The sequence below is a fragment of the Enterobacteriaceae endosymbiont of Donacia sparganii genome, from assembly GCF_012569045.1.
Lineage (GTDB): Bacteria > Pseudomonadota > Gammaproteobacteria > Enterobacterales > Enterobacteriaceae.
On the sequence record NZ_CP046196.1, the window covers coordinates 71,360 to 83,907 of the forward strand.

The 12,548-nt window shown below is 18.6% G+C and carries 11 protein-coding genes and 1 pseudogene; 11 read left to right on the forward strand and 1 reads right to left on the reverse strand.

Annotated elements, in window-relative coordinates:
• The first annotated feature begins 56 nt into the window (after positions 1-56).
• Entirely contained in the window at positions 57-1,607 is a 1,551-nt protein-coding gene (locus GJT98_RS00385) for a Re/Si-specific NAD(P)(+) transhydrogenase subunit alpha (RefSeq protein ID WP_168820773.1), read from the forward strand.
• A 13-nt stretch (positions 1,608-1,620) separates the two neighbouring features.
• Entirely contained in the window at positions 1,621-3,024 is a 1,404-nt protein-coding gene (locus GJT98_RS00390; protein WP_168820775.1) for an NAD(P)(+) transhydrogenase (Re/Si-specific) subunit beta, read from the forward strand.
• Between the two features lie 1,170 nt (positions 3,025-4,194).
• Here GJT98_RS00390 and rne read toward each other — a convergent pair.
• Positions 4,195-5,715 (reverse strand): annotated as a pseudogene (rne, locus tag GJT98_RS02290) (ribonuclease E); the annotation flags it as partial.
• Positions 5,716-6,095: 380 nt separating this feature from the next.
• Between rne and GJT98_RS00400 the strand changes: the two are divergent.
• The 9 genes from GJT98_RS00400 to GJT98_RS00440 all read left to right on the forward strand — a co-directional run bounded on the left by GJT98_RS00400 (position 6,096) and on the right by GJT98_RS00440 (position 12,541).
• Positions 6,096-7,031: an RluA family pseudouridine synthase gene (locus tag GJT98_RS00400; protein ID WP_168820779.1), complete on the forward strand. Its 936-nt coding sequence runs from the start codon at positions 6,096-6,098 to the stop codon at positions 7,029-7,031.
• Positions 7,032-7,128: 97 nt separating this feature from the next.
• Complete coding sequence (gene rpmF, locus GJT98_RS00405; RefSeq protein ID WP_168820781.1) at positions 7,129-7,311, forward strand: 50S ribosomal protein L32; 183 nt, start codon at positions 7,129-7,131, stop codon at positions 7,309-7,311.
• Positions 7,312-7,365: 54 nt separating this feature from the next.
• Positions 7,366-7,812 carry an ACP S-malonyltransferase gene (locus GJT98_RS00410; protein WP_168820783.1) on the forward strand — a complete coding sequence of 149 codons (447 nt, stop codon included), beginning with the start codon at positions 7,366-7,368 and terminating at the stop codon, positions 7,810-7,812.
• 98 nt (positions 7,813-7,910) lie between these two features.
• Positions 7,911-8,321 (forward strand): ACP S-malonyltransferase, encoded by a 411-nt coding sequence (locus GJT98_RS00415; protein ID WP_168820785.1) that lies wholly within the window; start codon positions 7,911-7,913, stop codon positions 8,319-8,321.
• A gap of 22 nt (positions 8,322-8,343) precedes the next feature.
• Complete coding sequence (gene fabG, locus GJT98_RS00420; protein WP_168821421.1) at positions 8,344-9,084, forward strand: 3-oxoacyl-ACP reductase FabG; 741 nt, start codon at positions 8,344-8,346, stop codon at positions 9,082-9,084.
• A 61-nt stretch (positions 9,085-9,145) separates the two neighbouring features.
• Positions 9,146-9,382: an acyl carrier protein gene (acpP, locus tag GJT98_RS00425; protein WP_168820787.1), complete on the forward strand. Its 237-nt coding sequence runs from the start codon at positions 9,146-9,148 to the stop codon at positions 9,380-9,382.
• 93 nt (positions 9,383-9,475) lie between these two features.
• The gene (fabF, locus tag GJT98_RS00430) at positions 9,476-10,720 is read left to right on the forward strand and encodes a beta-ketoacyl-ACP synthase II (RefSeq protein WP_168820789.1); all 1,245 of its coding nucleotides are present in this window, start codon (positions 9,476-9,478) and stop codon (positions 10,718-10,720) included.
• A gap of 166 nt (positions 10,721-10,886) precedes the next feature.
• The gene (tmk, locus tag GJT98_RS00435) at positions 10,887-11,501 is read left to right on the forward strand and encodes a dTMP kinase (protein WP_168820791.1); all 615 of its coding nucleotides are present in this window, start codon (positions 10,887-10,889) and stop codon (positions 11,499-11,501) included.
• Positions 11,502-11,518: 17 nt separating this feature from the next.
• Entirely contained in the window at positions 11,519-12,541 is a 1,023-nt protein-coding gene (locus GJT98_RS00440) for a DNA polymerase III subunit delta' C-terminal domain-containing protein (protein ID WP_168820794.1), read from the forward strand.
• Positions 12,542-12,548: the final 7 nt, after the last annotated feature.

The window sequence follows — 12,548 nt, forward strand, 5'->3', positions numbered from 1 at the left end:
TTATTTTTATATATTTATATAATATAAAAATATTTTTTATAATTAAGGAATATAGAATGATTATTGGGATACTAAAAGAAAAATATTTTGAAGAAACAAGAGTTGCAATGACTCCTATTAACATTAAAAAATTAATAAACTTAGGTTTTAAAAAAGTATATGTAGAAAAAGGAGCAGGTAATCTTGCTTATTTTAAAGATCAAGATTTTATAAATGAAGGAGCAAAAATAGTAACAAATAAAGAAATTTGGACAGCAAACATAATAATTAAAATTCATCCACTAGATATAGAGGAAAGTAAACTAATAAAAAATAATAGTATATTAATTAGTTTTATTTATCCACATAAAAATAATTTATTATTAAAAATATTAGCAGAAAAAAATATAACTACTATTGCAATGGATACTATACCTAGAATTTCTAGAGCTCAATCTTTAGATGCATTAAGTTCAATGAATAATTTATCTGGTTATAGAAGTATTATAGAAGCAACAAATTTATTAGGAAGAACTTTAAACGGACAAATAACAGCTGCAGGTAAAATATTACCTGCTAAAGTAATGGTAATTGGAGCAGGAGTAGCAGGCTTATCAGCTATTGGAACAGCTAAAAGTTTAGGAGCAAAAGTAATTGCTTTTGATAAAAGGAAAGAAGTAAAAGAACAAATTCGTAGTATGGGTGCTGAATTTTTAGAGTTAAAAAATCAACCAGAAAATAATATACATGAATATAAAACTCTATTATCAAAAAAAAAAGTACAACTAGAACAAGAATCTTTTAATAAAATTGTAAAAACAACAGATATTATTATTACAACAGCAGTTATTTTTAATAAAAAAGCACCTATTTTAATTACTAAAGAAATGATTCAATTAATGAAACCAGGTAGTATTATTTTTGATCTTGCTATTGAAAATGGGGGTAATTGTGAATTAACAAAAAAAAATACAATAATTACTACAGATAATAATATAAAAATAATAGGTTTTACGAATTTAACTAGTAAGTTAGCTCCACAAGCTTCTCAATTATATAGTACAAACATTGTTAATTTAATTAATTTATTATCTAAAAATAATTTTGGTAAAATTTATATTAATTTAAAAGATGAAATTGTTAGAAACATGACTATTATTTATAATAGTAAAATTATTTGGCCTGCTCCAAAAATAAAATTATCAAAAAAACAACAAAATTTAGAAAAAATTAATAATTTTCAAAATCAAGAAAATAGTACAAATATAAAAAAAAATAAATGTTTTTTAAAAAATAAATATTTATTATATACTATAGGATTTTTTTGTGCTTATTATATAACACAATTTATTCCTTATGAAATCATACCACATTTTATAATTTTTTTATTATCCTGTATAATAGGATATTATGTAGTATGGAATGTAGATCATAAATTACATACGCCTCTAATGTCTGTTACTAATGCAATTTCTGGTATTATTATAATTGGTTCTATATTACAAATAAATAGTAGTTATTTTACTATAATTATATTAGCTTTTTTAGGAACTTTATTATCTAGTATTAATATTTTTGGAGGATTAACTATTACTCAACGTATGTTACAAATGTTTCGTAAAAATTAAGGAGAATTTATAAATGTTTGATAGGTCATTAATATTTATATATACTATATCTGCAATATTATTTATATTAAGTATAGCTAGTCTTTCAAAAAAAGAAACTTCTCAAAGAGGTAATTTACTTGCTATTAATGGTATGCTTATTGCTATTATTATAACTATATTAAAATCACCAATAAATAATATTGGTTATGTATTAGGAGCTATTTTTTTCGGTGCAATTATAGGAATTAGTATTTCTAAAAGAATTGATATGACTAAAATGCCTCAATTAATTGCAATACTACATAGTTTTGTTGGATTAACTGCAATCCTTGTAGGATTTAATAATTATTTATTATTAATATATAATAAAAATATTATTCAGCAAAATATGAATATTCAATTAATAGAAATATTTATTAGTATTTTTATTGGTTCTATAACTTTAATAGGTTCTATTATAGCTTTTAATAAATTATCTGGAATTATTAAATCTAAAAATTTAGATATTAAATATAAAAATCAAATACACATTTGTACATTATTAATATCATTTATATTAATGATGATTTTTTTAAAAACACATAATGTAAAATTACAAATTATAGTATTAGGATTTATATTTTTAATTTCATTAATGTTTGGTTTTCATTTAATAATTAATATTGGTGGAGCAGATATGCCTGTAGTAATATCAATGTTAAATTCTTATTCAGGATGGGCTGCTGCATCTTCAGGATTTATGTTAACTAATGATTTATTAATTATAACTGGAGCTTTAGTAGGTTCTTCAGGTGCTATACTTTCATATTTAATGTGTAAAGGTATGAATAGATCTTTTTTCAATATTATTCTTGGTGGGAAAAAAAAAAATATTATTCAAAATAAAAATTCTATTCTAAATGAAGATATACAAAATTATAAAGAAATATCTATTGAAAATACAGTAGAAATATTAAAAAATTCTAATAATATTATTATCGTTCCTGGATATGGATTAGCTGTATCTCAAGCACAATATCCACTTTCTGAAATAGTAAAAAAATTAAGTTTATTAAATATTAATATAAGATTTGCTATTCATCCTGTAGCAGGACGTTTACCTGGACATATGAATGTTTTATTAGCTGAAGCTAATATATCATATGATATGGTATTAGAAATGGATGAAATTAATAAAGATTTTATAAATACTGATACAGTATTAGTAATAGGTGCTAATGATACAGTTAATCCATCTGCACAAGATGATATGAATAGTCCAATATCAGGAATGCCTGTTTTAGAAGTATGGAAAGCTAATAATATTATTATTCTTAAAAGAAGTATGAATCAGGGATATTCAGGAATTAATAATCCTTTATTTTATAAAGATAATAGTTATATGTTATTTGGTGATGCTAAAGATATAATAAATAAAATTCTAAAAATAATTTAATAAAAAAGTTTACTCATTGTATATAAATATAATACTAGAGTAAACTTTATATTAAAAAATAATATATATTTTAATATATTAAATTAATTATTTATAATTAAATACTTTAATACTATTAATTCTACTAAAATATAAAATAAAATTTTATAAAAATTTATTTTATATAAATTTTTTATATTCTATCAAAAATTTTTACGGTCTTTTTACAGGAGATGTAGCATATTTTTTTGCAGCATGACCACCAGCACCTTTATTATTATTTAAATTAAATGACGAATTAATTAATTTATTATTTAAATAATTTTTAAAATTATCTTGTATTTTTTTATTATTTGATGACGTATAATTTTTATATGTTTTTTTTCTTGTTATAAAATTATTATGTAATATTTTATGTTTATTTAGAATATCAGAAATAGTAATATGTTTTTTAGATAATATATTTTTTTTAAAATTTAATTTTTTTTTATTTAAAATTATTTTATTAATTTTAATAGTATTTTTAAATTTATTTAATCCTATTCTATTTTCTATAGAAATATTAGATATATTAATTTGTTTATTATCAGAAATATTATTAATTTTTTCAAAATTATTTTTTAAATATTTTTTATTACGTAAAAAATAATTATTATTTGTTTTTATGTTTAAAATTTTTTTAAATTTAATATTATTAAACTTATTTTTATTATTTTTAAATAATAATTTATGATTAATTTTTATTGGTTTAAATTTTTTTGGTGTTAATTTTAATTGAGGAAGAGAAATAGCTTTTTTTTTATAAAAAGATAAAAAATTTTTTCCTGTATTTAAACTTATTTCATAAAAAGAATTATTAATATTTTTATTTAAATTATTTCCTTTATAAGAAAAATAATATAAATTATAATAATTTAAAAAAAAATCATTTATAATTATAAATTTTTTTATAAAATAATTAAAAATTTTTTTTATATAAATTGTTTTTTTTATAAAAAAATTTACAAATGTATATTTTTTAATATTTAAAAAATTTAATAAATCAGATTTTTTTAAAAAAAAGTGATCTTTTCTCTTTATTATATGTTTATCATATATATTTAATTTTTTAATTTGATTATCTTTATTTATAAAATTTTTTTGCAAAAATTTATTTTTAAAATAATGATAATTATTAATATTAGAATTTAATTTATGAATTTTTTTTATAAAAAAATAAATATTTTTCCTATCTTCTCCATGTTTTATTCGTAAAACAGAATAATTAGGTGTATTTAATTTATCATTAGGTATGATAAATGTTCTAATTTTTCTATTTTCAATTGCATTTACTGCATCTCTTTTTTCATTTAATAAATATGATGCTATTTTTACAGGAACTATTGCATATACTTCTTTTGTATTTTCTTTAAAAGATTCTTCTTCTATTAATCTTAAAATAGATAAAGATAAAGATTTACTATCTCTTAAAGTTCCATTTCCCAAACACCTTGGACATAAATAATAACTAGATTCTTTTAAAGAAGATCTTAATCTTTGACGAGACATTTCTAATAATCCAAATTTTGAAATTTGATTTATTTGAATTTTAGCTCTATCTTGTCGTATATTATTAAGTAATCTTTTTTCTACAGATTTCTTATTTTCTAAAAGAGACATATCAATAAAATCTATTACAATTAATCCCCCTACATCACGTAATCTTAATTGTCTAATAATTTCATCTGCAGCTTCTAAATTAATATTTAATGCCGTTTCTTCTATATCAATACCATTAGTTGCTTTAGAAGAATTTACATCAACTGATGTTAAAGCTTCCGTAGTATCAATAACGATTGATCCTCCTGAAAATAAACTTACTTTTCTTTGAAAAGCTGTTTCAATTTGTGATTCTATTTGATAATGACTAAATAGAGGAATATTACCTTTATATAATCTAATTTTATGATGTAAATCTGATCTTCCTAGAAGATTAATATGTTTTTTTGCTAATCTTAATATTTTAGGATTATCAATTAAGATTTCATTTATATCTTGATGTAAATAATCACGTAATGCTCTTATAATTATATTACTTTCTTGATATATTAAAAAAGGAGCTGCTTTATTTTTAGCTATTTTTTTTATTATTTCCCAATGTTTTAACCGAAATTTTAAATCTAATTTAAGTGTTTCTCTATTTTTTCCTAATCCAGCTGTACGAATAATTAAACTCATATTATTAGGTAAATATAATGATGATAAAATTTTTTTTAAATTTTTTCTATTTTCTCCTTCTATTTTTCTAGATATTCCACCAGAATTAGGATTATTAGGCATTAAAATTAAATAACTACCTGCTAGGCTAATAAATGTTGTTAATGAAGCTCCTTTATGACCCCGTTCTTCTTTATTTATTTGTACAATAATTTCTTTACCAATTAATAAAAAATTTTTTAAATTTATTTTATTATATATATTTTGATTATAATCATTAGGTAAATATTCTTCTGTAATTTCTTTAATTGGTAAAAAACCATGTTTTTCTACTCCATAATCTACAAAAACAGCTTCTAAACTTGGTTCAATACGTGTAATTTTACCTTTATATATATTAGATTTTTTTTGTTTATGATCAGAATTTTCTATATCTAAATCATATAATTTTTGTCCATCTACTAGAGCAACACGTAATTCTTCATGTTGAGTAGCATTTATTAACATTCTTTTCATAATAACTTACTCATGTATTTTTTATAAACTAATTAATATTTTCATATAAAATAATAAAATTATATAATAGAAAATTTTATTTAATATTTTATGCATAGATTTAAATTAAATAATATTAATTATTTGAAAATAATAAAATATATTTTATGATTATTTATAATTTATAAGAAAAATTTTATAAAATATTATTTCTTAATTAAAGATATTTTATTTATTAATATTTTATAGAAATAATTTACTAAAATAATATTAACATAAAATTTTATTTTCAAATAATCATTTTATATTAAAAATATATTAAATATTATTATATTTTTTTATATTTTTTGATTATATTAATAAAATAACTAATATATTTTTATAAATATTTTTATAATTTTATGTATAAAATCATAATTGTTCCAATTACTATTGAAAAACAAAGAATTGATAATTTTTTAATTAATAAATTTAAAAATGTTCCTAAAAGTATGATATATAGGATCTTAAGACAGGGAAAAATAAAAGTTAATAAAAAAAAAATACTTCCAAATTTTAAAATTAAATCTCAAGATATAATAAAACTTCCTTTTATATATATAAAAAAAACAAAACCTATTAAATATAATCTAAATTTAGATAAAATAAATTTTTTTAAAAAAACTATAATTTTTCAAGATAAATATATTTTAGCTATAAATAAACCTTCTGGTATAGCAGTACATGGTGGAAGCGGTATTAATTATGGTATTATTGAAAATTTTAGATTTTTATTTAAAAAAAATAATTTTTTAGAACTTGTACATAGAATTGATAAAGAAACTTCTGGTGTATTATTAATAGCTAAAAAAAGATCAATATTAAAAATATTACAAAAGCAATTAAGAGAAAAACAAGTTATTAAAGAATATTTAGCTTTAGTAAAAGGAAATTTTTTTGAAAAAAAATATATTCATATTAAAAATTTTTTATTTAAAAATTTTTTAAATAAAAAAATTAAAGTAATAATAGATGATAATAAAGGTAAATATTCAGAAACTAAATTTAGAATAATCAAAAATTATAAAAATATGATGTTAATAAAAATAAAACCTTTAACAGGAAGAACACATCAAATTAGAGTTCATATGTCTTATTTAAATTATCCTATTATTAATGATAATAGATATGGTAATGATATTTTTAATATTAAATTTAAAAAAAAATTTAATTTAGACAGGTTATTTTTACACGCTAAAAGTATTATATTTACACATCCTATAAATAATAGGAAAATTAAAATTTATGCTCCATTAAGTCAAGAATTGAATAATTGTTTATTAAAATTAAACAATTAATAATAATATTGCATATATAAATAAATATATTTATAATAAAAACCTTATTAATTATATAAAACAAGCTTATAATTTTACAGTAAAAAAGGTAAATAATATGGCTGTTCAAAAACATAAAAAATCAAGATCTAAAAGAGGTATGAGACGTTCTCATAATAAATTATCTGATAATAAATTTTTACTAATTAATAAAAAAACTGGGAAAAAATATTTATATCATCATATAACTGATGATGGTTTTTATAAAGGACAACAAATTATAAATAAAAAAAGAAATTAATCATTATAAATATATAATACTATTAAGTATTTATTATAAAAAAATATAAAAAATATGAAAAAATTTGCTGCTATTTTTCCAGGACAGGGAACACAATTTTTAGGAATGTTATCTTCTTTATATAAAAAATATAAAATTATAAAAGAAACTTTTTATTATGCTTCAGAAATACTTGGATATGACCTGTGGTTTCTGACACAAAATGGACCATTAAAAAAATTAAATAAAACATATTATACACAACCTGCTATTTTAGTATCATCAATAGCTATATATAAATTATGGTTACAAAAAAAAAATATATTACCTAATATAGTTACTGGTTATAGTCTAGGAGAATATACAGCAATGGTGTGTAGTAATATTATTAGTTTTTCCGATGCTATAAAAATAGTAGAATTTAGAGGGAAATTAATGCATGAAATATCATCTACTTTAAATGATTTTAATATGAATGGATATTATATGCAAACTATTATTGGATTAAAAAAAAAAAAATAGAAAATATTTGTAAAAAAATATCTAAAAATAATTATATTATATCAATATCTAGTTATAACTCATTTAATAATATAACAATTAGTGGTAATAAATTAGCTATGGTGAAAGCTGTAAAAATATTTAGATCTTTAGGAGCATATATAATACCTATTAATATAAATATACCTTCACATTGTTTATTAATGAAACCTATAGCATATAAATTTAAAATTTTTTTAGATAAAATTATTATAAATAAACCAAAAATTAAATTTATTAATAATATAGATTGTAAATATGTAAATTCAGTCAAAAAAATAAAAAAATCTCTAGTTAAACAATTATATTCTACTATTAATTGGGTTGAATGTATAAAATTTATAGAAAAACAAAATATCTTAAATATAATAGAATTTACTCCTAAAAATGTACTTAAAAAAATATCACAAAAAATTACAAGTAATTTAAATATAAATTCAATTTATAATGTAAAAACATTTCTTATAATATTTAAAAAATATAAAATTTAAAATAAAAAATATGTTAATAAATATTAACTTAAAAAATAAAATAGCTTTAGTAACAGGAGCTAATAAAGGTATAGGTTATAATATTGCTAATACATTAATTAAATATGGTACCTATGTAATAGGTACATCTACTAATCTTGAAGGAGTAAAAAAAATTAATAATTCTTTAGGTAAAAATGGTATTGGTTTTATTCTTGATTTAAAAAATAAATCACCTTATATTATTAATAATTTTATTAGATATATTATTAAAAATTTTAATAAGTTAGATATACTCATTAATAATGCTGGAATTGTATGTGATAAACTTGTATTAAATATGTCAGATTATCAATGGAATAATGTTTTACAAGTTAATTTAACTTCTATTTTTAGAATTTGTAGAGAAGTACTTTACTATATGTTAAAAAAATCGTTTGGTCGTATAATTAATATTGGATCTATTATAGGTAATACTGGTAATATAGGACAAGCTAATTATGCAGCATCTAAAGCAGGAATTATTGGATTTAGTAAATCTTTAGCTAAAGAAGTTGCCTCAAAAGGTATTACTGTAAATGTTATATCTCCTGGTTATATTAAAACTGATATGACATTAAATTTAAAAAAAAGAGATTATAACAATATTATAGAACAAATTCCATCTAAACGTTTTGGTTATCCTCAAGAAATAGCTGATGCTGTAATTTTTTTAGCTTCTGAAAAAGCATCTTATATAACAGGAGAAACACTCCATATTAATGGAGGTTTATATATGAGATAATTTATTATTTTATTTATTTAAAAAAATATTTTAAAATAATTTTATAGGAAATATAAAAAGTATGAGTAATTCTATTACTAAACGTGTTAAAAAAATTATTATTGATCAATTAGGAATAAAAAAAAATATTATTAATTCTGCTTCTTTTAAAGAAGATTTAGGTGCAGATTCTCTTGATACTATTGAAATTATAATGTCTTTAGAAGAAGAATTTAATATTGAAATTTTAGATGAAGATGCTGAAAAAATTACTACTATTCAAGAAGCTATTAATTATATTAATAATTATAAGAAATAAAGTTTAATTAAAATTATGGAATATAGTAAAATATAAAATTACTTTTATTCCATAATAATAAATTTAAACATATATTTTTTATATAAAATAAATATGATATCTAAACGTAGACGTGTAGTAATTACTGGTATTGGTATGATTACACCAATAGGTAATACAATAGAATCTAATTGGTTTAATCTTATTAATGGTTATAGTGGTATTAATGTTATTAATACTTTTGATACTAGTAAATATAAAACTAAAATTGCTGGATTAATAAAAAAATTTAAATATAAGAATATTATTTCAAATAAAAAAAAAAATATTGATTTATTTATTCAATATGGATTAGGAGCTTGTCAAGAAGCTATTCAAAATTCTGGTCTAAAATTAAATAAATATAATAATCCTAGATTTGGAATTTCTATAGGTTCTGGATTAGGAGGAATTAATTTAATAGAAAAAAATGCTTATATTTTAAAAAAAAAAGGTCCTAAAAAAATAACTCCATTTTTTATGACATCTACTATTATGAATATGATTACAGGAAATATTGCATTAGATTATAAATTAACAGGTCCTAGTTTATCAATTAGTACAGCTTGTAGTTCTGGCATTCATAATATTGGAATTGCTTTTAAAATTATTTCTTATAATGATGCTGATATTATGATAGCAGGAGCATCAGAAAAATCTGTAACTCCTTTAAGTTTAGGTGGTTTTTGTGCAATGAAATCATTATCTAGAAGAAATAAAGAACCTAAAAAAGCAAGTAGACCATGGGATAAAGATAGAGATGGATTTGTTCTTGGAGATGGAGCAGGTATATTAGTTCTAGAAGAATATAATCATGCTAAAAAAAGAAATGCAAATATTTTTGCTGAATTAATAGGTTTTGGTATGAGTAATGATGCATATCATATAACTTCTCCTTCTATAAATGGTGAAGGTGCACAATTAGCAATGTTAAATGCATTAAAAGATGCAAATATTAATCCAGAAGATATTCAATATATAAATGCACATGGTACTTCAACAATATTAGGAGATATTGCAGAAGTAAATGCTATTAAAAAAATTTTTAAAAATAATTATTATAAATTATTTGTAAGTTCTACTAAATCAATTACTGGACATTTATTAGGTGCTGCTGGAGCAATTGAATCTATTTATTCTATTTTATCTTTAAAAAATCAAATAGTTCCTCCTACAATTAATTTAGATAATCCTGATAAAAATTTAGATTTAGATTTTATTCCTAAAATTTCACGTGATGTATATAATATGAAATATGTATTATGTAATTCTTTTGGTTTTGGAGGAACTAATGCGTCATTAATATTTAAAAAAATATAATTTATAATACTTAAAATTTATATAAATATTAAAAAAAAATTTTTATGAAAAATATATTTTTTAATCGTTAAATATTAATTTAATTTTTTAAATATTTTTTATTTATAAATAAAAATACTAAATATAGTATAGTAATTAATATTTAATTTTTTAAAAAATATTAAAAATGAAAAATAATAAATTTATTGTAATAGAAGGTATAAATGGAGCAGGAAAATCTACAATTTGTAATTATATAGTAGAATTATTAAATAATTTAAATATTAATAATATTATCAAAACTCATGAACCAGGAGGGACTTTTATTGCAGAAAAATTAAGAAATATTATTAAATTTTCTAAGAAAGAAATTTTTTCTCATAAAACAGAATTATTATTAATATATGCATCTAGATTACAATTATTAGATAATATTATAAGACCAAATATTAATACACATTGGATTTTATCAGATAGATATGATTTATCAACATTTGCCTATCAAATAGGAGGAAGAGGAATAAATAAAAATATTATATTATTTTTACAAAATTTTATTAATAATAATATTAAACCTGACATAATTATTTATTTAGATGTTGATCCTATAATTGCTTTACAAAGAATTAAATTTAAAAAAAAAGATAGAATTGAACAAGAATCTATAGAATTTTTTTTAAAAGTAAGAAATTATTATTTAAAAATAGCAAATAAAAAAAAAAATATTATAATAGTTGATGCAAATAAAAGTTTAAAAAATGTAAAATTTATAATAAAAAAAATTATTAATAATTTTTTTTAATTAATAAAAAAATAAAAATGAAAAAATATCCTATATTACCGTGGTATCCATGGCTAAATTTTTTTTATAAAAAAATTATTTATCAATTCTTAAATAAAAAAACTTATAAAGCCTATATTTTTTGTTCTTTAAATGGATTAGGAACAACTTCTTTAATTTATGCATTAACTAAATGGATTTTTTGTACAAATAAAAAAAATTTATATAGTTGTTCTAAATGTCAAAATTGTATTTTAATAAAAAAAAATATTCATCCTGATTTATATATTATTAAAAATAATAAAGAAAAAAATAGTATTAGTATAGAACTAATTAGAAATATTATAAATTTAATTTATAAATCATCTTATAAAAATTTAGGGAAAATTATATGGTTACCTTTTGCTAAACAATTAAATATATCATCTAGTAATGCTATTTTAAAGATTTTAGAAGAACCTATTAATAATACTTGGTTTTTTATACAATGTAATAATAAAAATGAATTATTACCTACAATATATAGTAGATGTCAATTTTGGTATATATCTCCTCCTAACGAGGAAATAGGTATGTTATGGTTAAAAAATAATTTTACAAATAATAAAATTTTAAAAGATCAATCTGTAAAAACTGCATTACGTATATGTAATAATATACCAATATATGCATATCAATTATTAAATAATGTAATTTGGGAGAATAGAAATATTTTATATAATATTTTATTATCTTCTCTAGAAAAAGATATAATGAATTTATTATCTATATTAAATAATAAAAATATTTTATTATATATAAATTGGATTTATCTAATTTTACTAGATACGATAAAATTCCATCTTAATATAAATAAAAAATTTTTTTATAACTTAGATCAAATATCTATTATACATAAAATATCTAATTTAATTTTAGCAGATAAAATTTTTTTAATGATAAAAAAAATTTTGTTTTATAAGAATATTTTAATAAAAATTGATACAATTAATTCTGAATTAGTACTAATAAATTTATTATTATCTCTAGAAAAAATATATAAATATAATAAATATAAATAATATTTAT

What these genes read in the sequence shown, in the direction of transcription:
- rpmF (WP_168820781.1), top strand. Translation starts at nt 7,129, where the DNA reads ATGGCTGTTCAAAAACATAAAAAATCAAGATCTAAAAGAGGTATGAGA.
- acpP (WP_168820787.1), top strand. Translation starts at nt 9,146, where the DNA reads ATGAGTAATTCTATTACTAAACGTGTTAAAAAAATTATTATTGATCAA.
- GJT98_RS00415 (WP_168820785.1), top strand. Translation starts at nt 7,911, where the DNA reads ATGGTGAAAGCTGTAAAAATATTTAGATCTTTAGGAGCATATATAATA.
- GJT98_RS00440 (WP_168820794.1), top strand. Translation starts at nt 11,519, where the DNA reads ATGAAAAAATATCCTATATTACCGTGGTATCCATGGCTAAATTTTTTT.
- GJT98_RS00390 (WP_168820775.1), top strand. Translation starts at nt 1,621, where the DNA reads ATGTTTGATAGGTCATTAATATTTATATATACTATATCTGCAATATTA.
- tmk (WP_168820791.1), top strand. Translation starts at nt 10,887, where the DNA reads ATGAAAAATAATAAATTTATTGTAATAGAAGGTATAAATGGAGCAGGA.
- fabF (WP_168820789.1), top strand. Translation starts at nt 9,476, where the DNA reads ATGATATCTAAACGTAGACGTGTAGTAATTACTGGTATTGGTATGATT.
- GJT98_RS00400 (WP_168820779.1), top strand. Translation starts at nt 6,096, where the DNA reads ATGTATAAAATCATAATTGTTCCAATTACTATTGAAAAACAAAGAATT.
- GJT98_RS00385 (WP_168820773.1), top strand. Translation starts at nt 57, where the DNA reads ATGATTATTGGGATACTAAAAGAAAAATATTTTGAAGAAACAAGAGTT.
- GJT98_RS00410 (WP_168820783.1), top strand. Translation starts at nt 7,366, where the DNA reads ATGAAAAAATTTGCTGCTATTTTTCCAGGACAGGGAACACAATTTTTA.